Origin of the sequence: Burkholderia sp. S-53 (assembly GCF_025560745.1) — a bacterium.
GTDB lineage: Bacteria > Pseudomonadota > Gammaproteobacteria > Burkholderiales > Burkholderiaceae > Burkholderia > Burkholderia pyrrocinia.
Genome location: NZ_CP090483.1, coordinates 2,995,725 through 3,021,740 on the forward strand (window position 1 = coordinate 2,995,725; position 26,016 = coordinate 3,021,740).

Annotated in this window: 23 protein-coding genes; 12 read left to right on the forward strand and 11 right to left on the reverse strand. The window is 67.8% G+C overall.

What is annotated here, in order from left to right:
• Positions 1 to 101 precede the first annotated feature (101 nt).
• Positions 102 to 662: a peptide-methionine (S)-S-oxide reductase MsrA gene (msrA, locus tag LXM88_RS18945; protein ID WP_262536052.1), complete on the reverse strand. Its 561-nt coding sequence runs from the start codon at positions 660 to 662 to the stop codon at positions 102 to 104.
• Positions 663 to 1,244: 582 nt separating this feature from the next.
• Between msrA and LXM88_RS18950 the strand changes: the two genes are divergently transcribed.
• The 3 genes from LXM88_RS18950 to LXM88_RS18960 all read left to right on the forward strand — a co-directional run bounded on the left by LXM88_RS18950 (position 1,245) and on the right by LXM88_RS18960 (position 4,133).
• A complete protein-coding gene (locus LXM88_RS18950; RefSeq protein WP_262536053.1) occupies positions 1,245 to 2,651 on the forward strand; it encodes a selenium-binding family protein in 1,407 nt (468 codons plus the stop codon).
• Positions 2,648 to 3,313 (forward strand): hypothetical protein, encoded by a 666-nt coding sequence (locus LXM88_RS18955; protein ID WP_262536054.1) that lies wholly within the window; start codon positions 2,648 to 2,650, stop codon positions 3,311 to 3,313. Before LXM88_RS18950 ends, LXM88_RS18955 begins: the two co-directional genes overlap by 4 nt.
• Positions 3,314 to 3,623: 310 nt before the next feature.
• On the forward strand, positions 3,624 to 4,133 hold the full coding sequence (locus LXM88_RS18960) for a flavin reductase family protein (protein ID WP_034178871.1): 510 nt from the start codon (positions 3,624 to 3,626) through the stop codon (positions 4,131 to 4,133).
• Here the strand turns inward: LXM88_RS18960 and LXM88_RS18965 are convergent.
• Entirely contained in the window at positions 4,120 to 4,620 is a 501-nt protein-coding gene (locus tag LXM88_RS18965; protein WP_262536057.1) for an Lrp/AsnC family transcriptional regulator, read from the reverse strand. The two genes, LXM88_RS18960 and LXM88_RS18965, sit on opposite strands and share 14 nt — an antisense overlap.
• Before the next feature lie 130 nt (positions 4,621 to 4,750).
• Between LXM88_RS18965 and kynB the strand changes: the two genes are divergently transcribed.
• The 3 genes from kynB (at position 4,751) to kynA (ending at position 7,707) form a co-directional block, all read left to right on the forward strand.
• Positions 4,751 to 5,392: an arylformamidase gene (gene kynB, locus LXM88_RS18970; RefSeq protein WP_262536059.1), complete on the forward strand. Its 642-nt coding sequence runs from the start codon at positions 4,751 to 4,753 to the stop codon at positions 5,390 to 5,392.
• 24 nt (positions 5,393 to 5,416) lie between these two features.
• A complete protein-coding gene (gene kynU / locus LXM88_RS18975) occupies positions 5,417 to 6,670 on the forward strand; it encodes a kynureninase (RefSeq protein WP_412524115.1) in 1,254 nt (417 codons plus the stop codon).
• Between the two features lie 92 nt (positions 6,671 to 6,762).
• Positions 6,763 to 7,707 (forward strand): tryptophan 2,3-dioxygenase, encoded by a 945-nt coding sequence (gene kynA, locus LXM88_RS18980; protein WP_262542878.1) that lies wholly within the window; start codon positions 6,763 to 6,765, stop codon positions 7,705 to 7,707.
• A 27-nt stretch (positions 7,708 to 7,734) separates the two neighbouring features.
• On the opposite strand, the gene LXM88_RS18985 is transcribed toward kynA, so the two are convergent.
• The 4 genes from LXM88_RS18985 to mdlC all read right to left on the reverse strand — a co-directional run bounded on the left by LXM88_RS18985 (position 7,735) and on the right by mdlC (position 13,441).
• A complete protein-coding gene (locus tag LXM88_RS18985; RefSeq protein WP_262536061.1) occupies positions 7,735 to 9,132 on the reverse strand; it encodes an MFS transporter in 1,398 nt (465 codons plus the stop codon).
• Between the two features lie 261 nt (positions 9,133 to 9,393).
• Positions 9,394 to 10,338 carry a ketopantoate reductase family protein gene (locus LXM88_RS18990; RefSeq protein WP_262536063.1) on the reverse strand — a complete coding sequence of 315 codons (945 nt, stop codon included), beginning with the start codon at positions 10,336 to 10,338 and terminating at the stop codon, positions 9,394 to 9,396.
• A gap of 14 nt (positions 10,339 to 10,352) precedes the next feature.
• Positions 10,353 to 11,804 (reverse strand): aldehyde dehydrogenase, encoded by a 1,452-nt coding sequence (locus LXM88_RS18995; RefSeq protein ID WP_262536064.1) that lies wholly within the window; start codon positions 11,802 to 11,804, stop codon positions 10,353 to 10,355.
• Between the two features lie 29 nt (positions 11,805 to 11,833).
• Positions 11,834 to 13,441, reverse strand: a complete 1,608-nt coding sequence (gene mdlC / locus LXM88_RS19000; RefSeq protein ID WP_262536066.1) for a benzoylformate decarboxylase — start codon at positions 13,439 to 13,441, stop codon at positions 11,834 to 11,836.
• Between the two features lie 99 nt (positions 13,442 to 13,540).
• On the opposite strand from mdlC, the gene LXM88_RS19005 reads away from it, so the two are divergent.
• The 6 genes from LXM88_RS19005 to LXM88_RS19030 all read left to right on the forward strand — a co-directional run bounded on the left by LXM88_RS19005 (position 13,541) and on the right by LXM88_RS19030 (position 20,183).
• Positions 13,541 to 14,452 (forward strand): LysR family transcriptional regulator, encoded by a 912-nt coding sequence (locus tag LXM88_RS19005; RefSeq protein ID WP_262536067.1) that lies wholly within the window; start codon positions 13,541 to 13,543, stop codon positions 14,450 to 14,452.
• 193 nt (positions 14,453 to 14,645) lie between these two features.
• Positions 14,646 to 16,055: a D-arabinitol 4-dehydrogenase gene (gene dalD, locus LXM88_RS19010; protein WP_262536068.1), complete on the forward strand. Its 1,410-nt coding sequence runs from the start codon at positions 14,646 to 14,648 to the stop codon at positions 16,053 to 16,055.
• Positions 16,056 to 16,159: 104 nt separating this feature from the next.
• Positions 16,160 to 17,641: a xylulokinase gene (gene xylB / locus LXM88_RS19015; protein ID WP_262536070.1), complete on the forward strand. Its 1,482-nt coding sequence runs from the start codon at positions 16,160 to 16,162 to the stop codon at positions 17,639 to 17,641.
• A 58-nt stretch (positions 17,642 to 17,699) separates the two neighbouring features.
• Positions 17,700 to 18,698, forward strand: coding sequence for a sugar-binding transcriptional regulator (locus LXM88_RS19020; protein ID WP_262536071.1), 999 nt, complete (start codon positions 17,700 to 17,702; stop codon positions 18,696 to 18,698).
• Between the two features lie 321 nt (positions 18,699 to 19,019).
• On the forward strand, positions 19,020 to 19,256 hold the full coding sequence (locus LXM88_RS19025) for a hypothetical protein (RefSeq protein WP_262536073.1): 237 nt from the start codon (positions 19,020 to 19,022) through the stop codon (positions 19,254 to 19,256).
• Between the two features lie 72 nt (positions 19,257 to 19,328).
• Positions 19,329 to 20,183 carry a cupin domain-containing protein gene (locus LXM88_RS19030; protein ID WP_262536074.1) on the forward strand — a complete coding sequence of 285 codons (855 nt, stop codon included), beginning with the start codon at positions 19,329 to 19,331 and terminating at the stop codon, positions 20,181 to 20,183.
• Positions 20,184 to 20,917: 734 nt separating this feature from the next.
• Here LXM88_RS19030 and LXM88_RS19035 read toward each other — a convergent pair.
• The 5 genes from LXM88_RS19035 to LXM88_RS19055 form a co-directional block, all read right to left on the reverse strand.
• Complete coding sequence (locus LXM88_RS19035) at positions 20,918 to 22,027, reverse strand: ABC transporter ATP-binding protein (RefSeq protein ID WP_262536076.1); 1,110 nt, start codon at positions 22,025 to 22,027, stop codon at positions 20,918 to 20,920.
• A gap of 55 nt (positions 22,028 to 22,082) precedes the next feature.
• Positions 22,083 to 22,781, reverse strand: coding sequence for an HAD family hydrolase (locus tag LXM88_RS19040; RefSeq protein WP_262536077.1), 699 nt, complete (start codon positions 22,779 to 22,781; stop codon positions 22,083 to 22,085).
• Positions 22,778 to 23,629, reverse strand: coding sequence for a carbohydrate ABC transporter permease (locus LXM88_RS19045; RefSeq protein WP_262536079.1), 852 nt, complete (start codon positions 23,627 to 23,629; stop codon positions 22,778 to 22,780). The genes LXM88_RS19040 and LXM88_RS19045 overlap by 4 nt, the downstream gene beginning before the upstream one ends.
• The gene (locus LXM88_RS19050; RefSeq protein WP_047898895.1) at positions 23,626 to 24,573 is read right to left on the reverse strand and encodes a carbohydrate ABC transporter permease; all 948 of its coding nucleotides are present in this window, start codon (positions 24,571 to 24,573) and stop codon (positions 23,626 to 23,628) included. Before LXM88_RS19050 ends, LXM88_RS19045 begins: the two co-directional genes overlap by 4 nt.
• A 101-nt stretch (positions 24,574 to 24,674) precedes the next feature.
• Positions 24,675 to 26,000 carry an ABC transporter substrate-binding protein gene (locus tag LXM88_RS19055; protein WP_047898896.1) on the reverse strand — a complete coding sequence of 442 codons (1,326 nt, stop codon included), beginning with the start codon at positions 25,998 to 26,000 and terminating at the stop codon, positions 24,675 to 24,677.
• Positions 26,001 to 26,016: the final 16 nt, after the last annotated feature.

The following is a 26,016-nucleotide window of genomic DNA, read 5'->3' on the forward strand; positions in this document are numbered from 1 at the left end:
TTCCCGCTAATAACGGGCTTGCGCTGGCCCCACGAATACATTTTTCCAAACAGGGGAACGAGCCCTAACGTCGGTTTCGCCGGTTTGCGCCGGTCAAGCGCTTACCCGCCGCGCAGCGATTTCAGCCGGTGCGAGAATTTCTGCCGGAATTTCGCGAGCTTCGGCCCGATCACGACCGAGCAGTAGCCCTGCCCCGGGTTACGCGCGTAATAGTTCTGGTGATAGTCCTCGGCCGGCCAGTAGTTGCCGTCGAGCGGCACGACCTGCGTGACGATCGGCTGCCCGAACACCTGCTCGCGCTCCAGCTCGCTGATCACGTCCAGCGCGGTGTCGCGCTGCGCATCCGAATGCGTGAACACGACCGACCGGTACTGCGTGCCGACGTCGTTGCCCTGCCGGTTCAACTGGGTCGGATCGTGCGTCGCGAAGAATATCTCGAGGATCTCGCGATAACCGATGCGCGCCGGATCGAACGTCACGTTGACGACTTCCGCGTGCCCCGTGTCGCCTTCGCAGATGTCGCGATAGCCGGGATTGCGCGTGTGGCCGCCCGCGTAGCCCGACTGGACGGCCGTCACGCCGTCGACGTCGAGAAACACGGCCTCCGTGCACCAGAAACACCCGCCTCCCAACGTCGCGGTTTCAAGCATTTCGTTCACCATGAAATCAAGCCCTCGTTGATGACAGCGGCCGGCACGCATGTGCCGGCGCCACCGTTCCGTCTCGCCGCTGCGCGTCCGTGGTGCGGGACGCAGCGGCACTTCGGCAAGTATCTCACTCGCGCGCGAACCTGGCAGATCGTACAGGTGCCGCGCGCGGCCCGGCCGCACGTTTCTCGACTACACTTAGGCACGCGTGAGCGCGGCGGCAAAACCGGCCGGCGACGCAAAGCGCCCGATGCACACCCGCCCCTGATGTACCCATCATCTGCCGGAACATCGATATGCACGTCTTGACAGACATCGCCCGCGTCGCGGGCCCGGTCGCCGCCACGTCGCGAGCCGACGCTTCAACTTCACCTTCGCGATATCGTGCGCTCGTGTCACACAGGGCGCCGCGATCCGGTTCATCGTCTTCACCCGCTTTCACGATCTGATGCACGGCGCCGCACGTGTCGCCGACGCGTGCATCCGCCTGCCGATCGCGCCCGCCGGCGTGATTCGCGCCGCGCGGCAACCCCGACCCGCACGCCCGCATCGTACGGCCGTGCGTCCGCGATCCGATACCACTGAGAGGGCAATACCATGAGCATGCGGCCTGACCCGACGTTTCACGCTTCGCCGGAGCTTGCGATGCAGGCGCCGGCGGAAGAATTTGCCTATACGTTGTTGCTGAGCCCCGATTTTTCCAGACCCGACGCACTCGCCGTGATCGACGTGAAGCCCGGCTCGTCGACCTACGGAAAGATCGTGCATACGGTGACGATGCCGAACACGGGCGACGAGTTTCACCACTTCGGCTGGAATGCGTGTTCGTCTTCGCTGTCGCCGCTGACCGGCCATGCGTTTCTCGAACGCCGCTTCCTGATCATCCCCGGCCTGCGCTCGTCGCGCATCTACGTGATCGACACCAAGCCGCATCCGACGCAGGCGCGCATCCACAAGATCATCGAACCCGACGAGATCTTCGCGAAGACCGGTTATTCGCGGCCGCACACCGTTCACTGCGGCCCCGAGGGCATCTACGTAAGCACGCTCGGCGGCGCGGGCAAGGACGGCACCGACGGCGCGCCCGGCATCTTCATCATGGATTGCGAAAGCTTCGACGTGCTCGGCCGCTGGGAGATCGATCGCGGCCCGCAGGACAAGCACTACGACTTCTGGTGGAACCTGCCGCGCGACTACATGGTGTCGAGCGAATGGGCGCTGCCGCCGCAATTCGAGAACGGCATCGTGCCCGAGGACCTGCTCGCGAACAAATACGGGCACCGGCTGCATTTCTGGGACCTGCGCGCACGACGCAACGTGCAGACGATCGATCTCGGCGCGCAGCACCAGATGGCGCTCGAGGTGCGGCCCGCGCACGATCCGGTGCGCGAATACGGATTCGTCGGCGTCGTGGTCGACACGACGAATCTCGAAGGCTCGATCTGGACCTGGTGGCGCGAGGACGGCAAGTTCCATGTGAAGAAGACCGCGACGATCCCGCCCGAGCCTGCCGCGGCCGACGAACTGCCGCCGCTGCTGAAAGCGTTCGGCGCGGTGCCGCCGCTCGTGACCGACATCGACCTGTCGCTCGACGATCGCTTCCTCTACGTGTCGTGCTGGGGCACCGGCGAGATGCGCCAGTACGACGTGTCGGACCCGCACAACCCGGTGCTCGCGGGGTCGGTGCGCATCGGCGGGATCGTGCGCCGCGCGCCGCACACGAACGGCCGCGCGTTCGCGGGCGGTCCGCAGATGGTCGAGATCAGCCGCGACGGCCGGCGCGTGTACTGGACCAACTCGCTCTATTCGACGTGGGACGACCAGTTCTATCCGGACGGCGTGCCGGCCGCGCAAGTGCTCGCGCACGCGGGGCCGGACGGCGGGCTGACGCTCGCCGAAGATTACTGGGTCGAGTTCCCCGACGGCTATCGCGCGCACCAGATCCGGCTCGAAGGCGGCGACTGCTCGACCGACTCGTTCTGCTATCCGTCGGTCAAGCGTTGAGCACCGGACTTCACGCGCAGTTCGCGCTGTGGGCAGCGGTGCTCGCGAGCGGCGTGTATCACGGGCTCAATCCCGCGATGGGCTGGCCGCTCGCGGTGTCGAACGCGCTGATGACGCGCCGCGGCGGCGCGCTCGTCGCGGCACTCGGCTATCTCGCGCTCGGCCATGCGCTCGCGGTATTCGCGGTGATGCTGCCGTTCGGGCTGCTCGCCGCGCTGCTCGCGTGGCAGTCGGCGATCCGGATCGGCGCGAGCGCGCTCGTGATCGGCTTCGGCGCCGTGCTGCTGATCCGGCGCCGGCATCCGCGCGCGCTCGCCCGGATCCCGCCGGCGCGGCTCGGCCTGTGGTCGTTCGCGGTCGCGATCGCGCACGGCGCGGGGCTGATGCTGGTGCCGATCTACCTCGGGCTTTGCGGACTCGACAGGGACGCCGGCCACCGCGCGGCGGCCACGCTCGTCGATGCGCATCTCGGGATGGCGCTCGTCGTCGCGGCCGTGCATGCGGCCGCGATGATCGCCGGCGGCGGCGGGCTCGCGTGGCTCGTGTACCGCTATCTCGGGCTGAGGTTCGTGTCGCGGAGCTGGTTCAATCTCGACGCGGTGTGGGCATCGAGCCTGATCGTGACGGGTGCGCTGTCGCTCGGACTGGCGGCGACGCGATAGCGCGGACATCGATGGCACGCGTGGCGGATCGGCGGATCGGCAGGTGGACGGGCCGACCGCACCGCACAATAACGCGACAGAGCGGCCATGCCGGCCGCGCGGCATCGTGAACCCGGCATCGCGCCGCTGTGTTCGCTACGTCACGCTATCCCCGCAATGCGCCGTCCGGCCGGGCCCGGCGGCCCCGATTCCGCTAAAATCGGGCCATGCGCACCACTTCCCAACCGACCGCCTTGTCGCCTTTCGTCCGCCGCGCCCGTCACACCCGCGTCGCGCCGCGCCCGCCCGTTTCGTTCCGGAAGGCCGCCCGATGAGCCGCGCCAACCCGCCGGATTTCGACGCGGCCGCCTTCCGCCAGGCGCTCGGCCAGTTCGCGACGGGCGTGACGGTGATCACGACGCGCGCGCCGTCCGGGCAACTGATCGGCATCACCGCCAGCTCGTTCAACTCGGTATCGCTCGATCCGCCGCTCGTGCTGTGGAGCCTCGCGCACAAATCGGCGTCGACGCCCGTGTTTCGCGGCAACAGTCATTACGTGGTGAACGTGCTTGCGGCGTCGCAGCTCGACCTGTGCAAGCGCTTCTCGACCTACAAGGGCGACCGCTTCGAAGGAATCGCGCACGTGGCCGGCAACTCGGGGATGCCCGTGCTCGACGGCGCGCTCGCGTGGTTCGAATGCCACAACCGCAGCCGCTATGACGAAGGCGACCACGTGATCTTCGTCGGCGAAGTGGAACGCTGCGGCGTGCGCGCCGCTTCGGACGAAACGCCGCCACTGGTGTTCCACGGCGGCGGCTTCCACGGCCTTACACCGCTTTGATCGCGCCCGTGCGCGCCAGCCCGACCGGCGCGCCGGCTTCGTCCTTCAACGTCTGCAGCACGATGTTCGAACGGATGTCCATCACGCCCGGCGCCTTGTAGAGCCGGTGCAGCACGAAATCCGAATAGTGCTTGAGGTTGTGCGCGAGCACGCGCAGCAGATAGTGGCTCTCGCCCGTCACGACGAATGCGCCGACCACCTCCGGCCATTCGCGCAGCGCTTCCGCGAAGCGCTCGTGCCATTGATTCTCTTCGTTGCGCATCGACACCTGCACGAACGCCTCGAGCTCGAAGCCGAGCTTCTCGCGGCTCAGGCACGCCCGGTAGTGCTCGATCACGCCCTGCTCTTCGAGCAGGCGCATGCGGCGCAGGCAAGCGGATGGCGAAAGCGAAATCCGTTCCGCCAGATCGAGATTGCTGATTCTGCCCTCTTCCTGCAGTACCGCCAGAATCCGGCAGTCGGTGGCATCGAGCGTGATCGCGTGCATTTTTGGTCCCCGTTTTCCCTCTGAGTCGAATTATCTGCCAATCCGGCGGTTTGTCCATGTTTATTTCGCAAGCACTTTCTGCGAGCGTCCACCTATCATTCGAAGCATCGACTCACCGCTTCGTCATGCCATGGACACACTCTGGGACATCTCGCCGCCTGTCAGCCCCGCCACCCCCGTGTGGCCGGGCGATACACCGGTTTCCGTCGAACGCGTGTGGCGCATCGAGGCCGGCTCGCCGGTCAACGTCGCGCGCCTGACGCTGTCGCCGCACACGGGCGCGCACTGCGACGCGCCGCTGCACTACGACGCCGACGGCGCGCCGATCGGCGCCGTGCCGCTCGACACCTATCTCGGCCCGTGCCGCGTGATCCATTGCATCGGCGCATCGCCGGTCGTGCAGCCGGCCGACGTTGCGGCCATGCTCGACGGCGTGCCGCCGCGCGTGCTGCTGCGCACCTGTGCGCAAGCGCCGATCGCGCAATGGGACCCCGGCTTCTGCGCGGTCGCGCCTGAAACGATCGACCTGCTCGCCGCGCATGGCGTGAAGCTGATCGGCATCGACACGCCGTCGCTCGACCCGCAGGAATCGAAGACGATGGATGCGCATCACCGCGTGCGTGCGCACCGGATGGCGATCCTCGAAGGCATCGTGCTCGACGACGTGCCGCCCGGCGACTATGAACTGATCGCACTGCCGCTGAAGTTCGCGACGCTCGACGCGAGCCCCGTGCGCGCGGTGCTGCGCGCGCTGCCCGCGCGTGCCTCCTGATTACCCCGACCAACGACCCACATCATGATCAAGACCCGTGAAGACGCGCTCGCCCTCGACCGCGACGACCCGCTCGCCCCGCTGCGCGACCAGTTCGCACTGCCAGACCGCGTGATCTACCTCGACGGCAACTCGCTCGGCGCGCAGCCGCGCGCATCGGCCGCCCGCGCGCAGCAGGTGATCGGCGCCGAATGGGGCGAAGGGCTGATCCGCAGCTGGAACACGGCCGGCTGGTTCGCGCTGCCGCGCCGCCTCGGCGACAAGCTCGCGACGCTGATCGGCGGCGCGCCCGGCGAAACGGTCGTGACCGACACCATCTCGATCAACCTGTTCAAGCTGCTGTCGGCAATGCTGCGCCACCAGGCCGAGCGTGCGCCCGAACGCCGCGTGATCGTGTCGGAACGCTCGAATTTCCCGACCGACCTGTATATCGCGCAGGGGCTGATCGAGCAGCTCGGCGGCGGCTACGAACTGCGCCTGATCGACGATCCGGCCGACCTGCCCGATGCGCTCGGCGCGGACACGGCCGTCGCGATGATCACGCACGTGAACTACCGCACCGGCTACATGCACGACATGCCGGCCGTCACGCAACTCGTGCACGACGCGGGCGCGCTGATGCTGTGGGATCTCGCGCACTCGGCCGGCGCGGTGCCGGTCGACCTGAACGGCGCGCGCGCTGACGGCGCGGTCGGCTGCACGTACAAGTACCTGAACGGCGGCCCCGGTTCGCCCGCGTTCGTGTGGGTGCCGCAGCGCCATCACGCGCATTTCTCGCAGCCGCTGTCCGGCTGGTGGGGCCACCGCGCACCGTTCGCGATGCAGCCGGGCTTCGCGCCCGATCCGGGCATCGCGCGCTTCCTGTGCGGCACGCAGCCGATGGTGTCGATGTCGATGGTCGAATGCGGGCTCGACGTGTTCCTGCAGACCGACATGCACGCGATCCGCCGCAAGTCGCTCGCGCTGACCGACGCGTTCATCGCGCTGGTCGAAACGCGCTGCGCGGGCCTGTCGCTGAAGCTCGTCACGCCGCGCGCGCATCACCAGCGCGGCTCGCAGGCGAGCTTCGAGCATCCGCACGGCTACGAGGTGATGCAGGCGCTGATCGCGCGCGGCGTGATCGGCGACTACCGCGAGCCGTACGTGCTGCGCTTCGGCTTCACGCCGCTCTATGTGCGCTTCGTCGACGTGTGGGATGCCGTCGAGACGCTGCGCGACATCCTGGCCACCGACGCGTGGAAGGCGCCCGAGTTCGCCGAGCGCGGCGCGGTGACCTGACCGGTTTTGCCCGGCGCGCGCCGCAGTGACGTGCGGATAACGCGCCGCGCCCCCGTCATTCAATCCTGGAGAAAGTCGTGAATTCTGGTCATATGCAGCCACCCGGCAACGACGCGCCGGCGGGCTGCCCGTTCTCGGGCGCACGCGCCGCGCAATCGGCACATTCGACGCAAGCGGCACACGAAGCGCCGCACGTGCCGGGCGATGCCGCCGGTGAAGCCGGCTGGCACAACGCGCAGCTCGATTTCTCGAAGTCGATGAGCTACGGCGACTACCTGTCGCTGAATTCGATCCTCGACGCGCAGCATCCGCTGTCGCCCGATCACAACGAGATGCTGTTCATCATCCAGCATCAGACGAGCGAGCTGTGGATGAAGCTCGCGCTGTTCGAGCTGCGCGGCGCGCTCGATGCGGTGCGCACCGACGCGTTGCCGCCCGCGTTCAAGATGCTCGCGCGCGTGTCGCGCATCCTCGAGCAGCTCGTGCAGGCGTGGAGCGTGCTGTCGACGATGACGCCGTCCGAGTATTCGGCGATGCGGCCGTATCTCGGGCAGTCGTCGGGCTTCCAGTCGTACCAGTATCGCCAGCTCGAATTCCTGCTCGGCAACAAGAACGTGCAGATGCTGCAGCCGCATGCGCACCGGCCCGACATCCTCGAACAGGTGCGCGCGACGCTCGAAGCGCCGTCGTTCTACGACGAGGTCGTGCGCCTGCTCGCGCGGCGCGGTTTCCCGATCGCACCGGAGCGGCTCGAGCGCGACTGGACGCAGCCGACGCGGCACGACGAGACGGTCGAGGCCGCGTGGCTCGAGGTGTACCGTCACCCGCAGCAGCACTGGGAACTGTACGAGATGGCCGAGGAACTGGTCGATCTCGAGGACGCGTTCCGTCAGTGGCGCTTCCGTCACGTGACGACCGTCGAGCGCATCATCGGCTTCAAGCAGGGCACGGGCGGCACCAGCGGCGCGCCGTATCTGCGCAAGATGCTCGACGTCGTGCTGTTCCCCGAGCTCTGGCACGTGCGCACCACGCTGTAACGCGCGGCCGGCTCCCTTCGCCCGCCGTCACGACGACGTGCGGGCCAGCTCCTCTCCTTCGCGCGGCCGCGACTGCGCGCGCGACAGCCGCGGAATATGCCGCCGCACCGCGAGCAGCGCGATGCACACGACGCCCATCGCCGCGGCCAGCATCGTCAGGTACGCGCTTGCGCCGCCCGCCGTGATCACGATCGCGCCCGCGAACGCGCTGAGGATCGCGCCGAGCCGGCCGAACGCGAGCGCGCTCGCGGTACCCGTCGCGCGCACCGCCGTCGGGTAGATGTACGCACAAAGCGCATACATCGTCGACTGCACCGCGTTGACGAACAACCCGTGCAGGCCGAGCCCGACGATCAGCCAGTTCGTGTGGCGGCTCGCATCGACGCCCATCAGCCACACCGCGCTCGCCGCGCCGCCGATGCTGCACAGCGCGAGCGGCCAGCGCGACCCGGCATGCGCGATCGCCCATGCGCACAGCAGCGCGCCGATCACGCCGCCGAGGTTGTACGCGGTGAGCCCCGTGCCCGCGACCGACACGCTCAGCCCGCTCGCGGACAGCATCGTCGGCAACCAGCTGAATGCCGCGTAGACAGCGAGCAGACACATGAAGAACGCGCACCACAGTGCGATCGTGTCGCGCGCCTGGCCGCTCGCGAACAGCGCGCCAAAGCCGCCGCGGCCGCCGGGTGCGCGTGCGTCTTTCGTATCGGTGAACACGGTACCCGGCGCGACCGGCCGCTGCATCCGCGCGAGCAGCGCGCCGAGCTCCGGCCAGCGCGCGGGGCGTCGCGCGAGATAGCGCGGCGATTCAGGCAGCGCGCGCACGAGCACGAAACCGAGCACGAGCGGCAGCGCGCCGCCGGCAAAGAACAACCCGCGCCAACCGTAGCGCGGCAGCACCTCGTGTGCGAACAGGCCGGCCAGCATCCCGCCGAGCGGCACGCAGACGATCGTCGCGGTCACCATCATCGTGCGGCGCCGCGCGGGCGTGTATTCGGCCGTCATCGTCGTGGCGGTCGGCAGCGCGCCGCCGATCCCGAGCCCCGCGAAGAAACGCAGCATCGCGATCGCCGCGACGTCGGGCGCGAAGCCGATCGCGCAGGTCGCGATGCCGAACAGGAACACGCTGCCGATCACGGCCTGGCGGCGGCCGAAGCGGTCCGCGACGATCCCCGCGCACGCGCTGCCGATGCCCATCCCGATCAGCCCGGCCGCGACGGCCGGCGCGAACGCGCCGCGCGTGATGCCCCATTCGCGGATCAGCACGGGAATCGCGAAACCGATCAACTGGCCGTCGAAGCCGTCGAGCACGATCGCGAGCGCGGCAAGCAGCACCACGCCGCGTTGCATCGCCGTGAACGGCCCGTCGTCGAGCGTCGAGCCGATGTCGATCGACGGCGGCGGCACTCCGTCGCGCGTGCTCATGCGACCTCCCGTGCGCCGCGCGTCGGTGGCAACGTGCGCGAACGGTGCGCGGCAAGACAACGGCATTCGATGGCGTTCATAACGTCTCCAGTTGCCCGGGCTGGCGCATTGGCGCGTGCCCGGATCTCGTGCTGCGCGGTCGCGTCGGCGTCAGTGCAGCGGCGCCGGCATCCTGTCCAACCCGTCTCGATCCGGCGCCACCGCCTGCGCGCGGCGCGCTCGTATCGTCATGCGGCGCAAGCCGCGTCGCCGGCCTGTTGCTCAGTGCATCCGCGCGTCGATCAGCCGGACGAGCGCGAGCAGCGTCTCGGTGTGCGGCACCGCGACGCCCGTTTCGCGCGCGGCCGCGACGACCTTGCCGCTGATCGCGTCGATTTCCGTGCGGCGGCCCGCAAGTACGTCCTGCAGCATCGACGGGCGATGGCCGCGATGCGCGCTGATCGCATGTGCGACGTTGCGTGCGATGCGTTCGCCGTCGACGGCGATCCCGTTCGCGCGGGCGACGGCGGCCGTCTCGGCCGCGATCGCAAGCGCGAGCCGCGGCCCGTCGTGATGGTTGCCGAGCTGGTCGACCGTGCAGCCGGTCGCCGCGCACACCGTATTGAGCGCCGCGTTGAACGCGACCTTCTCCCAGATCGCGGCCCACACGTCGGCGTCGAGCGTGCACGCGAGCCCCGCACGCGACAGCGCGTCGGCCACGGCCGTCGCGAACGGGCGTGCCGCGCCGTCGGCCGTCATCATGCGGATCGTGCCCGCGCCGTGCGAGCGAACGTGCGCGGGCCCCGCGGCATCGGCCGGCCACGTCGTCACGCCGACCAGGATGCGTTCGAGCGGCACGAACGCGTTCAGCGTCTCGACGTTGCCGAGCCCGTTCTGCAGCGTCAGCACGTGCGTGCGCGGCGTCAGCAGCGCACGCACGCCGTCGAGCGCCGTACGCGTATGCAGCGATTTCGTGAAAACGATCAGCAGGTCGAACGGCGTGTCGGGCGATGCGGCCGCGTCCGCATTTGCGGCTTCCGGCCGCACGGCCTGCAAAACGCGGATGCGCCGTTCGCCGCGATCGTCGTCGATGCGCAGCCCGTCGCGGCGGATCGCATCGAGATGCGCGTCGTTCACGTCGATCAGCGTGACGGCCTCGCCGCTTTCGGCCAGCAGCCCGCCGAACAGCGAGCCCATCGCGCCCGCACCCAGAATGGCGATCCTCATCGTCGGTGGCCTCTTCAGAACGGATAGTGGCGCGGCACGGTCTGCACGGTGATCCAGCGCAGGTCCGTGAACGCCGCGATACCGGCCTTGCCGCCGAAGTGGCCGAAGCCGCTGTCCTTCACGCCGCCGAACGGCATCTGCGCCTCGTCATGCACGGTCGGGCCGTTCACGTGACAGATGCCCGATTCGATGCGTGCCGCGACGCGCAGCGCGCGCGCGACATCGCGGCTGAACACGGCCGACGACAGCCCGAATGCGTTGTCGTTCGCGCAGCGGATCGCCGCCTCCTCGCCGTCGACGCGCACGATGCCCTTCACCGGGCCGAACGATTCTTCCGCGTAGATGCGCATCGCCGGGCTCACGCGATCGAGCAGCGTCGCCGGGAACAGCGTGCTGTCGGCCTTGCCGCCGCACAGCAGCGTCGCGCCATGCGCGAGCGCATCGTCGATCAGCGCGTTGCAGCGCTCGACGGCCTTCATGTCGATCAGCGAGCCGAGCACGACGGGGCCCTTGCGCGGATCGCCGAGCGGCAGCGACGCGGCCTTGTCGGCGAGCTTCGCGACGAATGCATCGGCAATCGAGGCGTCGACGATGATGCGTTCGGTCGACATGCAGATCTGCCCGGAATTCGCGAACGCGCCGAACGCGGCCGCGGCGACCGCTGCGTCGAGATCCGCATCGTCGAGCACGATGAACGGCGCCTTGCCGCCCAGCTCCAGCACCGACGGCTTCAGGTGGCGCGCGCATGCTTCGGCGACGATCCTGCCGACACGCGTCGAGCCGGTGAAATTCACGCGGCGCACGGCCGGATGAGCAATCAACGCGTCGACAACCGCACCCGCATCCTCGGGCGCATTCGTCACGAAGTTGACGACGCCCGGCGGCAAGCCAGCCTCCTGCAGCGCCTCGACGATCAGCCCGTGCGTGACGGGACACAGCTCCGAGCCCTTCAGCACGATCGTGTTGCCGCATGCGAGCGGCAGCGCGAGCGCGCGCGTCGCTAGAATCACCGGCGCGTTCCACGGCGCGATGCCGAGCACGACGCCGGCCGGCTGCCGCACGCCCATCGCGAGCGAACCGGGCACGTCGGACGGAATCAGTTCGCCGCCGACCTGCGTGGTCAGCGACGCAGCCTCGACGAGCCCGCTCGCGGCGAGGTGCACGTTGAAGCCGGCCCACAGCGCGGACGCGCCCGTCTCGGCCGCCATCGCGGCGACGAACTGCTCGTGCTTCGCCTCGAGCGCGGCGGCCGCCTTCAACAACAGCGCGCGGCGTGCGCCGGGGCCGAGCGCGGCCCATTCGGGAAATGCGCGCGCGGCCGCGTCGGCCGCCGCACGCGCATCGTCGACGGTACACGCGGGCGCTGCGGACGCGATTTCGCCGTCGAGCGGGTTGCGGCGCACGAAGGTCGCGCCGCTGGACGAATGGCGGCGTTCGCCACCGATCAGCATCGATACGGTTTGCATGGAGTCTCCGGAAAGACGCGCGGTGCGCGTCAGGCAATCTCTACTTCGACGACGACCGGCGTCGCCGCATGCAGCGCGTCGGTCAGCGTGTCGCGCAGTCGCGCCGCGTCGGCGACACGCACGCCGCGGCAGCCCATCCCTTCGGCGAGCGCGACGAAATCCAGGTCGGGCAGATCGGTGCCCTGCACGGGGTCGCCGGGGCCGAAGCCGAACACGGGCGCGAAATCCTGCAGTGCCGCGTAACGCCGGTTGTTCAGGATCACGAACGTGATCGGCAGCTTCAACTGCGCGGCGCTCCACAGTGCCTGGATCGAATACAGGCTCGACCCGTCGCCGATCAGCCCGATCACGCGCCGGCCCGGCTGCGCGAGCGAGACGCCGACGGCGGCCGGCATCCCGTAGCCGAGCCCGCCGCTGTCCATCGTGTAGAACGTGCCGCTGCGCGTGAACGGCAGGTGCTCCTGCATCACGGGCCGCGCGCTCGGCGCTTCCTCGACGACGATGTCCAGCGCGTCGCGCACGTCGGCGAGCGTCTGCAGCGCGAACGCGACCGACATGCGCTCGCCGCCGGCCGGTGCGTCGACGCGCGCGCGCGGCGGACGCGGCGCGGGCATCGGCCGCTCGGGCGGCGCCGGCCGCGCCAGCAGGTCACGCGCCGCGAGCCGCAGGTTGCCGACGACCGCATCGCCGGACGGCGTCCACGCGGCGACGCCCGGATCGTCGACGAGCTGCACGAGCGTCGCACCCGGCGGCACGTGCGGGCCGAAGCCTTCGATGTGATAGGTGAACGCAGGCGCACCGAACGCGAACACGAGGTCGTGCCCGTCGAGCCGCGCGACGATCTTCTCGCGGATCGCGGGCAGGAAGCCGCCGAACAGCGGATGGTCCTCGGGGAAGCTGCAACGACCCGACATCGGCGCGACGTACACGCGCGCACGGTGCCGCTCGGCGAGCCGCACGACGTCGTCCCATGCACCCGCGCGATCGACGGCCGCGCCGACCACGAACGCGGGGCGCCGTGCGGCGTCGAGCGCGTCGCCGAGCCGTGCGAGCGCGTCGGGATCGGGCCGCACGACGCTGCTGACGTCGCGCCGCGGCAGCAGCTCGGCCGGCTGGTCCCAGTCGTCGACCGGAATCGACACGAACACGGGGCCGCGCGGCTCCTGCATCGCGACGCGGTACGCCCGCGCGATCGCGGCCGGCACGTCCTGCGCACGCGCGGGCTCGATGCTCCACTTCACATACGGTTTCGGCAGTTCGGCGGCCTGGGTCGCGCCGAGGAACGGGTCGAACGGCAAGATCGCGCGCGCCTGCTGGCCTGCGGTGACGATCAGCGGCGTGCGGTTCTTGAACGCGGTAAAGAGATTGCCCATCGCGTTGCCGACGCCCGCCGCCGAATGCAGGTTGACGACCGCCGCATTGCCGGTGGCCTGCGCATGGCCGTCGGCCATCCCGACCACGACGGCCTCGTGCAGGCCGAGCACGTAGCGGAAATCGGCCGGGAAATCGCGGAACATCGGCAGCTCGGTCGAGCCGGGATTGCCGAACACGCGGTCGATGCCGAACTGGCGAAGCAGGTCGATCACCGCATCCCGAACGGTGATCGATGCGGCGGATGGGGGCGGATGGCCGGACATGCTCGGGTGTCTCCTGGGTGGCTTGGCGGTTTCCACAGTATCGAAGTGCAAGCCATTCTCGGATACTGTATTTTCTGCAAAAAGCCATTACGCTCCGGCATGACTTTCGACCTCCGACAATTGCGCGCCTTCACGACGATCGTCGCGTGCGGCAGCCTCGGCCGCGCGGCCGACGCGCTGCACGTGACGCAGCCGGCGCTGAGCCGGATCCTGAAGCGGCTCGAGGATCAGGTCGGCGCGCCGCTGTTCGAGCGCCACTCGAAGGGCGTGCAGCTCACCGCGTTCGGCGACGCGCTGCTGCCGCATGCGACGCTGCTGCAGCACGAGGCCGAGCACGCGCGCGAGGAGCTCGACGCGATGCGCGGGTTCGCGAAGGGCACGATCAAGGTCGGCGCGGTGGGCAGCATCGCGAGCCTCGTGCTGCCGATCGCAGTCGGCCGCGTGCTCGACCGCTGGCCGAACCTGCGCGTCGAAATCCTCGAAGGCGTGTGGGACCGGCTCGCCGAAGGGCTGAACAAGCACGAGATCGATCTCGCGCTGTCCGCGCACGGGCCCGACACCGACGAGATCGTCGCGATTCCCGAGTGCCGCTGGGAAGATCGCAGCCATATCGTTGCGGCGCCGCACCATCCGCTGCGCGCGCTCGGCCGCGCGCCGACGCTCGCCGATACGCTGCACGCGCGCTGGGCGATTCCGCCGCGCGGCACCGCGCCGTTCGACCACATGCGCGCGACCTTCGACGCACACGGGCTCGCGCTGCCCGATATCGCAGTCGAAACGCGCTCGGTCACGACGCTGAAGAGCCTCGTCGCGCATGCCGGTTTCCTGAGCTGGATGGCCGAGCCGATGTACGGCGCCGAACAGGCCGCCGGCACGATCGACACGCTGCCGGTGCGCGAGGTCGTCGCGGTGCGCACGCTCACCGCATTCCGGCGCCGCCACGGGATCCTGCCGGGGCCGGCCGGCAAGCTGCTCGACGAACTCGTCACGCTCACGCGCGAAGGGCGCTGACACCCGTTCCCGACCGGCCGCCCGTTCGCGCCCGTTCGCGCCCTTTCCCGCGCGGTCCGCACGCCGCCGCAGCGCACCATCGAAATGCCGTCTCCCCGCCTTGACTTTCGCTCGGCCGAATACGATCATTCGCTCACATGACGAGCAAATGATCTAGTCAACAGGAAAGACTGGCACGAACAGGAGACACCGGATGAGCGAATCGCCCTCCGCCCGCGCGCCCGTGCTGCTGCACATCGGCGCGGGCTCGTTTCACCGCGCGCACCAGGCGTGGTATCTGCATCGCGTGAACGCGGCCGTGCCGGCCGACGAACGCTGGTCGCTGACCGTCGGCAACATCCGCGACGACATGCGCGCGACGATGGACGCGCTCGCCGCGCAGCACGGCGAATACACGCTCGAAACGGTCACGCCGCAAGGCGAACGCGCGTACGAGACGATCCGCGCGATTACGCGCGTGCTGCCCTGGTCGATCGACCTCGCCGCGCTGATCGACGCCGGCGCCGACCCGGCCTGCCGGATCGTGTCGTTCACCGTCACCGAAGGCGGCTACTACCTCGACGAACACAACCGGCTCGACATCGCGAATGCCGATCTCGCGGCCGACCTGCAGGGCGCGCGCACGACGCTGTACGGCGCGCTCGCGGCGCTGCTCGCCGAACGCATGCAGCGCGACGCGGGCCCGCTCACGCTGCAGAGCTGCGACAACCTGCGCAACAACGGCGCGCGCTTTCGCGCGGGGATGCGCGAATTCCTCGAACGGCGCGGCGCAGCCGCGCTGCTCGCGTGGTTCGACGCGAACGTCGCGACGCCGAGCGCGATGGTCGACCGCATCACGCCGCGCCCGACCGCCGACGTGCGCGAACGCGTGCTGGCGGCCACCGGCATCGACGACGCATGCCCGGTGATGGGCGAATCGTTCATCCAGTGGGTGATCGAGGACCGCTTCGCGGCGGGCCGGCCGCGCTGGGAGCTGGCCGGCGCGGAGCTGGTCGACGACGTGCACCCGTACGAGGAAGCGAAGATTCGCATCCTCAATGCGACGCACAGCTGCATCGCGTGGGCCGGCACGCTCGCGGGCTACACCTATATCCACGAAGGCACGCACGACGCGGCGATCCGCCGCTTCGCGCACGACTACGTGACGCAGGACGTGATCCCGTGCCTGACGCCGAGCCCGCTCGATCTCGCACGCTACCGCGATGTCGTGCTCGAGCGCTTCGGCAACCCGTACGTGCTCGACACGAACCAGCGCGTCGCGGCCGACGGCTTCTCGAAGATCCCCGGCTTCATCGCGCCGACGCTCGTCGAATCGTTCGCGCGCGGCGCGGCGCCGGTCGCCACCGCGGTGCTGCCCGCGCTGTTCCTGCGCTTTCTCGAACGCTGGGCGCGCGGCACGCTGCCGTACGCGTACCAGGACGGCGTGATGGACGAAGCCGCCGCGCGGGCGATCGTCGGGGCCGACGACCCGGGGGCCGGCCATCCGGTCGTCGCGCTGTGCGCGAACCGCCAGCTGTGGGGCTCGCTCGCCGGCAACGCCGCGCTGTTCGAGGCGCTGCGCGCCGCGCTCGCGCGCGTCGACGCATGGCTCGCGCAACGCTGACGCGCGCGAGCCGGCGCCCGGCCGCGCAGCCGGGCAAACCCGCTTGGCACATGCCATGCGGCACGGCTAAAGTAGCGGCTCCTCTCTGACGGAACGGATCGTTCATGTATCTCGGCATCGACCTCGGCACTTCGGAAGTGAAGGTGCTGCTGCTCGCCCCGGACGGTGCGGTCGTCGGCACCGCCGGCTCGCCGTTTACCGTGTCGCGGCCGCATCCGCGCTGGGCCGAACAGCATCCGGACGACTGGTGGCAAGGCACGCTCGCCGCGCTCGCGGCGCTGCGCGAACGGCATCCGCAAGCGTTCGCGGCCGTGCGCGGCATCGGCCTGTCGGGCCAGATGCACGGCGCCGTGATGCTCGGCCGCGACGACCGCGTGCTGCGCCCCGCGATCCTGTGGAACGACATGCGCAGCGCCGACGAATGCGCGCTGCTCACCGAACGCGCGCCCGATCTCCACGCCCTCGCCGGCAATCTCGCGATGCCGGGTTTCACCGCGCCGAAACTGCTGTGGGTCGCGAAGCACGAACCCGACGTGTTCGCGGCGACCGCGTGCGTGCTGATGCCGAAGGACTACCTGCGGTTCCGGCTGACCGGCGCGAAGGTGTCCGACCCGTCGGACGCGGCCGGCACGCTGTGGCTCGACGTCGCGCGCCGCGACTGGTCCGATGCGCTGCTCGCCGCATGCGGGATGACGCGCGACCAGATGCCGCGCATCGTCGAGGGCAACGCGCCGTCGGGCACGCTGCGCGCCGATATCGCACGCGAACTCGGGCTGTCGGAGGCCGTCGTGGTGGCGGGCGGCGGCGGCGACAACGCGACGAGCGCGCTCGGCATCGGCGCGATCCACGCGGGCGACGGCTTCGTGTCTCTGGGTACGTCGGGCGTGCTGAGCGTGGTCGGCGATCGCTTCATGCCGAATCCTTCGTCGGCCGTGCACGCGTTCTGCCATGCGATTCCCGATCGCTGGCAATTGATGAGCGTCGTGCTGTCGGCCGCGAGCTGCCTGCGCTGGGTCTGCAAGCTGACGGGCACCGACGAGCCCGCGCTGCTCGCCGAAGTCGAGGCGCTCGACGCCGACGCGCTCGCGACGGCGCCGCTGTTCCTGCCCTACCTGTCCGGCGAACGCACGCCGCACAACGATCCGTATGCGCAGGGCGTGTTCTTCGGGATGACGCACGCGACCGAACGCGCACATCTCGGCTATGCGGTGCTCGAAGGCGTGACGCTCGGCCTCGCCGACGGCCTCGACGCGCTGCATGCGGCCGGCGTCGAAACCGACCAGCTGTCGCTGATCGGCGGCGGCGCGCGCAGCGCGTTCTGGGCGCAACTGATCGCCGATGCGCTGAACGTGCGCACGCGCCAGATCGGCGGCGGCGAAACGGGCGCGGCGCTCGGCGCGGCCCGGCTCGGCTGGCTGGCCGTCGGCGGCGATCCGCATACGGTGCTGACCAAGCCGCCGGTGCGCGCCGAATACACACCGGACGCCGCCCGCCATGCGCGGCTGTGCGAACGCCTCGACGCGTTCCGCGCGCTGTATCGCCACGTGCGCCCGCTGTACGAACCGTCGCGCGCGCGGCTCGCGTAAGCGCCGCCGCGGCGCGCCGATCGGCCGTCGGCCGCGCGCAAGACATGCGGTACAGTGGATGCCGTCGTGCGGCCCGCCGGCCTGCCCAGATCCGAACCGAATCGCTATCGTGTCCAAGTCCTCAGAAAAACTCGATCTCGCCACGCGTGCCGCGTGGCTCTACTACGTCGCGGGCGACACGCAGAACGAAATCGCCGAAAAGCTGCAGGTGTCGCGCCCGGTCGCGCAGCGCCTCGTCGCGTTCGCGGTCGAGAAGAACCTGATCCGCGTGCGCGTCGACCACCAGCTCGCCGACTGCCTCGATCTCGGCGCGCAACTGTCGAAGCGCTACGGCCTCGCGATGTGCGAAGTCGTGCCCGTCGATGCCGATGCACCCGACGCGATCGACCGCAAGCTCGCGGTTGCCGGCGCGCAGGTGATGGAGCGCTACCTGGGCGAGACGCGGCCGATGGTGATCGCGGTCAGCAGCGGCCGGACGCTGAAGGCCGCCGTCGCGCAGATCGCACAGATCGACCGCCCGCAGCACCGGCTCGTGTCGATGGTCGGCGCGATCGCGGCCGACGGTTCGTCGAACCGCTACGACGTCGCGCAGTACATCTCCGAGAAGACCGGCAGCAAGCACTTCCTGCTGCCCGCGCCGCTGTTCGCCGACAGCGCGACCGAGCGCGCGCAGTGGTGCAACCACCGGCTGTACCGGATCGTCGAGGCGCTGTCGGGCAAGGCCGACGTCGCGTTCGTCGGGATCGGCAACACCGGCCCGCATTGCCCGCTCTACGAAGACGGCTTCATCACCGAGCAGGAGCTCGACGAGATGACCTCGCTCGGCGCGGTGGCCGAACTGCTCGGCATGCCGATCGACGCGCACGGCAAGATGATCGACGTGTCGACCAGCGCGCGCGTGACGAGCGTGTCGCTCGCCGCGCCGCCGAACCGCCCGACGATCGCGTTCGCCGGCGGCCCGAAGAAACGCGACGCGGTGATCGCCGCGCTGCGCGGCGGCTGGCTGTCGGGGCTCGTCACCGACGAAACCTGCGCGCGGGCGGCGCTCGACGCGTAATCGCGCCCATGGCGGAACTACGCGTCGCCCTGCACCCTCCAGCCAAACGATCCGGCCAACGAAGCAGTGCTACTGATGCCGATCCCCCCGGCTTGAGCGTTACCGAGCGGCAATCAAAGAACGCAACCGTTCGCCCGATCATCCACCGCGCTCGGTAGCCTGCCTGCACCTGCACCGGCAAATCCACTGCGATCACTGCGTGTCACTCGCGCCCATGGCTATCCATCACGTCCGCGGCTCGCGCAAAAAATGGATCAAATACTATGTGCACGGAAATCAATACGACACACAATCTGACACACCCGGTTACGGAGTGCGCAGATGACCACCTCGACCTTTAGTTTCTTCTCGGACAGAAATCGATTCATTCAAGACCATTTCGAGAAAAAATACTGCGTCGCCAGGCACGCGATTCGTGACGACATCATTCGGTGGAGCGATCTCGATGTGGCGCTGTTCTCTTGGGATCCGAGCGATGGACTTATTCGACTCTATCAGGACGGCCCGATATCACTCGATCGCTATACTGAAAAATTTATCGATCTCGATCTCACGTGAATCCGGATAATCAAGGACGTATTTTACGACCTCCTCAAGAATGGGGCCACACTCGTTCTCAACCGGCTCGACATGAAATCGCCGGCGATCTATGCACTCACCATGGAGATTGCTCGATTTGTCGGAGAAAAAGCCGTATCAAACGGTTATGTCGCGTTCGGTGGAAATGGCACATTCGCAAAACACTGGGACACTCACGACGTTTTTGCTGTTCAATTGATCGGACGCAAACGCTGGCGGGTCTTCGAGCCGACCGTTCCACTTCCGATGCCCCATCAGACTAGCAAGGAACACAAGGCCGAGTGTCCGACCGAACCAGTCTTCGACGAAATCCTGGAAGCTGGCGACGTGCTCTACCTGCCGCGAGGCTGGTGGCACGAGGCAGTGCCACTGCAAGGCGAAGAGACTTTTCACGCCGCTGTCGGGATCCATACGGTCAAATTTGTAGACTACGCGGCATGGTCCTGCGTTCGAGCCGCCACTGACCACGTCGAATGCAGGAGAAGTATCAAATTGAGCGAGTGCAATTCCGCGCTCATGCAAGAGGCAGAGAACTCGATCATCAAATCCATTGCCGACACTTCAAATTTCGAACTATTCAAAAGATCGATCATTGACCGCGATCGCACAAACTCCGAATTCAATCTCGCGCTCCTTTCCAGCCCGAAACAAAATGCGATGCCTGACGCAGACTACTGCGTAAATTCCCCATACAACACTAATTACTTAGATTCCAATTCGGTCATCAACGGAATATCCATTCAACTACCTAACGACACGAAATTACCAATACCCCAGGCCACCTCATCAACCAACAGGAGAGAATCATACGAATCAACCAAAACATCAAACCCGCCCTTCGATCTCGCGAAACATCTTCTTTTAATGGACATCACAAGAATGATCCGAGACAAATTCATTATCTAATCTAAATTCAAACCACCCTATGAGAATACTGGATATCGAATCAATGAAAGTCATATCCGGCGGAGTCACGGAAGCACAGTGCGTTGCCGGTTTCACTGGCGCCGGCTGGATTCTTGGCGCACTCCTTACCAAGTCCGGATCCGGTGCCAACAACGTTGCGGTTCTCGGTACGATTGTTGGCGGACTAGTTTGTCACGAATTGACCGGAAACTCTGAAGATGGCGACGGCTAGTACGTTGTTCCTGTCAATCGTGGTTGGAATCGTCGTGTTATCGCACCTCGCGCCACGCATGCTTCCATCAAGATTGGCCGCCTGGCTCATCCTGTTCGTCGTGGCGGCAGGACTATGTGGCGTCTTCGATCGCCTTTTGCCACATTGAGAACGTGAGCTGAAGTTGCATCGCCGACAACATCAACCGCCTGTATCGGAAGTTGAATCCGGCCGATGCCGTTCAATTATTAAATATCCCCGCAATACCATCCCGTGCCACAGGTCGGCAAAGGATGACGAATGCAACTCAAAACTTCAATTCGTCTGGCCGTTTCGGATACGGCATACGTCGCGGGACCGCCGTTGTTCGGAACACGCCGAACAGCAAGATGATCCTAAACGTCAGCTGGGGCAGTCCGCACCCGATCCACGCACCGTCAATGCGATGCCGATGAATGCGCGACGCCAAAGCCGCGCGCGTTCATCGATTACATCACGTAGTACCTGCAATCCTGACATACGCTCACGCAGCCTTCGCATGCGCGCTGAGCCGCCGGAACGCCTGCCCCTGCTCGTCGAACAGATGGCAGTGCTCGGCCTGCGCATGCACGTGCAGCGCCTCGCCGGTGCGATACGTATCGAGCGGCGGAATCCGCGCGATCAGCCCGTCCGGCGCGACCGCCGACTCCGCGTACAGATACGCGGCATCGCCGAGCGACTCGACGGCCATCGTCCGCGCGGCAACGCCCGCGGCCGCCGTGCCCACCAGCAGGTGCTCGGGCCGCACGCCGACCGTCACCGCCGCACCGCGCTGCAGCCCGGCCGCTTCGACCGCGACGCGCTGCGTCTCGCCGCTGTCGAAGCGCACCAGCACGCCGCCCGCATCGACCGACTCGACCGTGCCTTTCAGGAAGTTCATCTTCGGCGAACCGATGAAGCCTGCGACGAACAGGTTCGCCGGCGCGTGATACAGCTCGTTCGGCGTGCCGACCTGCTGCACCGCGCCGCCCGACAGCACGACGATCTTGTCGGCGAGCGTCATCGCCTCGACCTGGTCGTGCGTCACGTAGATCATCGTCGTCTTCAGCTCGTCGTGCAGCCGCGCGAACTCCAGCCGCATCTTCACGCGCAGCGCGGCGTCGAGGTTCGACAACGGCTCGTCGAACAGGAACACCTTCGGCTTGCGCGTGATCGCGCGGCCGATCGCGACGCGCTGCCGCTGCCCGCCCGACAGCTGCTTCGGCTTGCGGTCGAGCAGGTGATCGATGTGCAGGATCTTCGCCGCGTTCTTCACCGCCTGGTCGATCTCGGGCTTCTTCGCGCCCGCGAGCTTGAGGCCGAACGCCATGTTGTCGTACAGCGTCATGTGCGGGTACAGCGCATACGACTGGAACACCATCGCGATGCCGCGCTTCGCGCTCGGCACGTCGTTGACCTTCGCGCCGTCGATCAGCAGGTCGCCGCTCGAAATATCCTCGAGGCCCGCGATCATCCGCATCAGCGTGGATTTGCCGCAGCCGCTCGGGCCGACGAACACGACGAATTCGCCGTCGGCGATGTCGAGGTTCACGTTGCGCAGCACTTCGGTTTCGTCGTAGCGCTTCGCGATGTTGCGCAGGAGCACGCTTGCCATGATCTGTCTCCGTTCGTTCGTGATGCGCCGCGTGGCACGCGGCGCGCAATCGTTGCTAGTTCGGCAGCACCGCGCCCGTCGCCTGCCAGCGCGCGACGTAACCGGGCAGCTCGTGCATGTCGTCGAATACGTGACGCGCGCCGATCCCGCGCAGCGCGTCGATCTGTGCGGCCGACGCATGCCCGCCGCCGACGAAGCCGAGCACGGTCATGCCGGCCGCGGCCGCCGCGGTGATGCCGGTCACGCTGTCCTCGACGACGAGGCACTGCGCGGGCGCGACGCCGAGCGTGCGCGCGGCCGCGAGATACACATCCGGCGCCGGCTTCGGCCGCGCGACGGAATCCGCGCAGAACAGCCGGTCGCCGAAGAAGCGCGCGAGGCCCGTGCGCGCGAGCGCCGCCTCGACGTAGGCACGGTAGCTGTTGCTCGCGCAGGCCGTCGTCAGTCGAATCGCGTCGAGCGCCGCGTCGATGCCTTCGACCATCGGCGCATTGACGGCCGCCGCCTCGACCGCGCGGCGGATCGCGTCGACGTCGCCGGCCGACAGCGTGCGGCCGACAGCGTCGCCCGCACCCGCCAGCACGCGTTCGATGCGCAGCCCGAGCAGCGGCATCACGGCCGGCCGCGCATCGACGCCCGGCCAGCGCGCATCGAGTTCGCGCACGATCACGTCGGCGGCAACCGCCTCGCTGTCGATCAGCACGCCGTCGCAATCGCAGATCAGTACATTCGCACCTTGACCGGCCCCGTTCATTTGACCGCTCCGAACGTGAGCCCGCGCACGAGCTGCTTCTGCGACAGCCAGCCGACGATCAGGATCGGCGCGACCGCGAGCAGCGAAGCCGCGGACAGCTTCGCCCAGAACAGCCCCTCGGGGCTCGAGTACGACGCGATGAACACGGTCAGCGGCGCCGCGTTCGAGCTCGACAGGTTGATGCTCCAGAACGCCTCGTTCCACGACAGGATCACGAGCAGCAGCGCGGTGGACGCGAGCCCCGGCAGCGCCATCGGCATCAGCAGGTAGACGATCTCCTGCCACGTCGATGCGCCGTCGATGCGCCCGGCTTCGAGGATGTCCTTCGGGATCTCGTTGAAGTACGTGAAGGTCATCCACACCGCGATCGGCAGGTTGATCAGCGTGTAGACGATCACGAGGCCCGACACCGTATCGAGCAGCCCCGCGTTCTTCCACAGCAGGTAGATCGGCACGAGCACGCCGACCGACGGCATCATCTTCGTCGACAGCATCCACAGCAGCACCTTCTGCGTGCGGTGGTTCGGGAAGAACGCCATCGCATACGCGGCCGGCACCGCGAACAGCAGCGAGATCACCGTGACGCCCGCCGAGATCAGCACCGAATTCCACGCGAACGAGAAGTAGTTGCTGCGCGCGAACACCTCGCGGAAGCTGTCGAGCGTCGGCATGAAGAACAACGTCGATGCATACGCCTGCTGCTCGGTCTTGAACGCGGTGATCGCCATCCAGAAGATCGGGAAGAACAGCAGCAGCGCGATCAGCCACGCGAGCGCGCCGGGCAGCGCGCGCCGCACGAGGTCGAACACGGCCGGCACGCGCCGGCGTTCGAAGGTCAGGTCGCTCATTTCTCGTATTCTCCCTTCAGGTTGCGCGCGAGCATCCGCACGAGGAAGAACGACACGACATTCGCGACCACCACGGCGATGATGCCGCCGGCGGATGCGAGGCCGACGTCGAACTGCTGCAGGCCGAGCGCGTAGATCAGGTACGACAGGTTGGTCGTCGCGTTGCCCGGGCCGCCACCGGTCGTCGTGTAGATCTCCGCGAAGATCGACAGCAGGAAAATCGTCTCCATCATCACGACCACGGCGATCGCCCTCTTCAGGTGCGGCAGCGTGATGTAGAAGAACATCGCGATCGGGCCCGCGCCGTCGATACGCGCGGCTTCCTTCTGCTCCTGGTCGAGCGACTGGATCGCGGTGAACAGGATCAGGAACGCGAACGGCAGCCACTGCCATGCGACGATGATGATCACGGCGGTGAGCGGGTAATCGGCGAACCAGTCGATCGGCGTCATCCCGAGCGCGCGCATCGCGTTCGCGACGAGCCCGTACACCGGGTGCAGGATCATGTTCTTCCAGATCAGCGCGGATACCGTCGGCATCACGAAGAACGGCGCGATCGCGAGCAGCCGTGCGATGCCCTGCCCGTAGAACTTGCGGTCGAACAGCACGGACATCAGCACGCCGCCGATCACCGTGATCGCGAGCACCGCGCCGATCAGCACGAGCGTGTGCCAGATCGCGGGCAGGAACGATGGATCGGTCGCGAGGAAGCGGTAGTTGTCGAGCCCCGCGAAACCCTTCACGTCCGGGTTCAGCAGGTTGTAGCGCGAGAACGAATACCAGATCGTCATCGCGAGCGGGATCGACATCCACAGCAGCAGCACCGCGACGGACGGCGAGACGAGCCAGCTCGCGCCGCCGCGCGCGCGGCGCGGCGCGCCCGGCGGCGACGACGCGTCGCCGACCGACGGCGCGTGACTCAGGGGAAGACGCAGGTGACGCATGATCGGGGTCCCTCCGGTTGATGCGCGGGCGCGAACGGCCAGCCCGCCTTTCAGCATGGGCGACCCGCACCGTGCCCGACGGCACACGGTGCGGGGCCGCGTTACTTCTTGTAGCCGGCCTGCCGTACCGCGCGGTCGGCGGCGGCCTGACCGGCGGCGAGCGCCTGGTCGACCGTCATCTGGCCGGCAACCGCACCCGCGATCGACTGGCCGACCACCGTGCCGAACGACTGGAATTCAGGAATCCCGACGTACTGCACGCCCGTGTACGGCACCTTCTTCAGCGACGGATCGTTCGGGTCGGCCGTCTCGATCGCCTTCAGCACGAAGTCCGAGAACGGCGCGGCGGCCTTGTACTCGGGGCGCTGATAGGTCGACGTGCGCGTGCCCGGCGGCACCGACGCCCAGCCCTCGTCCTTGCCGGCCATCTCGATGTACTGCTTCGACGTCGCCCACGCGATGAACTTGCGCGCGGCGTCCTGCTGCTTCGACGTCTTCGGCACGGCCAGCGCCCACGCCCACAGCCAGTGCGAGCCCTTCGGCGTGACGGCGACCGGCGCGGGCGCAAAGCCGATCTTGTCGGCGACCTGCGACTGCTGCTTGTTGTAGAGCATCCCGGCCGCGACCGTCGCGTCGATCCACATCGCGCACTTGCCCGACGCGGTCAGCGTCAGGTTCTCGTTGAAGCCGTTCGAGCTCGCTCCCGGCGGCCCGTCCTTCTTCAGCAGGTTCACGTAGAACGTGATCGCCTTCTTCCATTCCGGCGACGTGAGCTGCGCGTTCCAGTTCTCGTCGAACCAGCGCCCGCCGAACGTGTTCACGACCGTCGACACGAACGCCATGTTCTCGCCCCAGCCGGCCTTGCCGCGCAGGCAGATCCCGTAGGTGCCCTTCGACTTGTCGGTGAGCTTGTCCGCGAACTCGGCGATCTGGTCGTAGGTCGGCTGGTCGGGCATCTTCAGCCCCTTCGCCGCGAACAGGTCCTTGCGGTAGAACGTCATCGAGCTTTCGACGTAGAACGGCAGCGCATAGAGCTGGCCGTTGTACGACAGGCTGTCGCGCGCGGTCTTCACGATGTCGTTCAGGTCATAGTCGGCGGGCAGGCCCGTCATCGGCGCGAGCCAGCCGCGCTTGCCCCACTGCGGCGTCTCGTAGGTGCCGATCGCCATCACGTCGAACTGGCCGCTGCCGGTCGTGATGTCGGTCGTCGCGCGCTGGCGCAGCACGTTTTCCTCGAGGATCACCCAGTTCAGCTTGATGTCGGGGTTCGCTTTCTCGAACGCCGGCGACAGTTTCTTCAGCTCGATCATGTCGGGGTTGTTCAGCGTCGCGATCGTCAGCGTGCCCGCGGACGCGGCGCAGGCGGCCGTCGCGAGCGCGGCTCCGGCGAAGCAGCGTGCGGCGGCGTCGAGCATCTTTCGTTGCATGGCATGTCTCCTGTGT

Excerpts from the sequence above, each read along its gene's own strand:
- msrA (WP_262536052.1), bottom strand. The coding sequence starts at position 662 with ATGGTGAACGAAATGCTTGAAACCGCGACGTTGGGAGGCGGGTGTTTC.
- LXM88_RS18950 (WP_262536053.1), top strand. The coding sequence starts at position 1,245 with ATGAGCATGCGGCCTGACCCGACGTTTCACGCTTCGCCGGAGCTTGCG.
- LXM88_RS18960 (WP_034178871.1), top strand. The coding sequence starts at position 3,624 with ATGAGCCGCGCCAACCCGCCGGATTTCGACGCGGCCGCCTTCCGCCAG.
- LXM88_RS18965 (WP_262536057.1), bottom strand. The coding sequence starts at position 4,620 with ATGCACGCGATCACGCTCGATGCCACCGACTGCCGGATTCTGGCGGTA.
- kynB (WP_262536059.1), top strand. The coding sequence starts at position 4,751 with ATGGACACACTCTGGGACATCTCGCCGCCTGTCAGCCCCGCCACCCCC.
- kynU (WP_412524115.1), top strand. The coding sequence starts at position 5,417 with ATGATCAAGACCCGTGAAGACGCGCTCGCCCTCGACCGCGACGACCCG.
- kynA (WP_262542878.1), top strand. The coding sequence starts at position 6,763 with ATGCAGCCACCCGGCAACGACGCGCCGGCGGGCTGCCCGTTCTCGGGC.
- LXM88_RS18985 (WP_262536061.1), bottom strand. The coding sequence starts at position 9,132 with ATGAGCACGCGCGACGGAGTGCCGCCGCCGTCGATCGACATCGGCTCG.
- LXM88_RS18990 (WP_262536063.1), bottom strand. The coding sequence starts at position 10,338 with ATGAGGATCGCCATTCTGGGTGCGGGCGCGATGGGCTCGCTGTTCGGC.
- LXM88_RS18995 (WP_262536064.1), bottom strand. The coding sequence starts at position 11,804 with ATGCAAACCGTATCGATGCTGATCGGTGGCGAACGCCGCCATTCGTCC.
- mdlC (WP_262536066.1), bottom strand. The coding sequence starts at position 13,441 with ATGTCCGGCCATCCGCCCCCATCCGCCGCATCGATCACCGTTCGGGAT.
- LXM88_RS19005 (WP_262536067.1), top strand. The coding sequence starts at position 13,541 with ATGACTTTCGACCTCCGACAATTGCGCGCCTTCACGACGATCGTCGCG.
- dalD (WP_262536068.1), top strand. The coding sequence starts at position 14,646 with ATGAGCGAATCGCCCTCCGCCCGCGCGCCCGTGCTGCTGCACATCGGC.
- xylB (WP_262536070.1), top strand. The coding sequence starts at position 16,160 with ATGTATCTCGGCATCGACCTCGGCACTTCGGAAGTGAAGGTGCTGCTG.
- LXM88_RS19020 (WP_262536071.1), top strand. The coding sequence starts at position 17,700 with ATGCCGTCGTGCGGCCCGCCGGCCTGCCCAGATCCGAACCGAATCGCT.
- LXM88_RS19025 (WP_262536073.1), top strand. The coding sequence starts at position 19,020 with ATGACCACCTCGACCTTTAGTTTCTTCTCGGACAGAAATCGATTCATT.
- LXM88_RS19030 (WP_262536074.1), top strand. The coding sequence starts at position 19,329 with ATGAAATCGCCGGCGATCTATGCACTCACCATGGAGATTGCTCGATTT.
- LXM88_RS19035 (WP_262536076.1), bottom strand. The coding sequence starts at position 22,027 with ATGGCAAGCGTGCTCCTGCGCAACATCGCGAAGCGCTACGACGAAACC.
- LXM88_RS19040 (WP_262536077.1), bottom strand. The coding sequence starts at position 22,781 with ATGAACGGGGCCGGTCAAGGTGCGAATGTACTGATCTGCGATTGCGAC.
- LXM88_RS19045 (WP_262536079.1), bottom strand. The coding sequence starts at position 23,629 with ATGAGCGACCTGACCTTCGAACGCCGGCGCGTGCCGGCCGTGTTCGAC.
- LXM88_RS19050 (WP_047898895.1), bottom strand. The coding sequence starts at position 24,573 with ATGCGTCACCTGCGTCTTCCCCTGAGTCACGCGCCGTCGGTCGGCGAC.
- LXM88_RS19055 (WP_047898896.1), bottom strand. The coding sequence starts at position 26,000 with ATGCAACGAAAGATGCTCGACGCCGCCGCACGCTGCTTCGCCGGAGCC.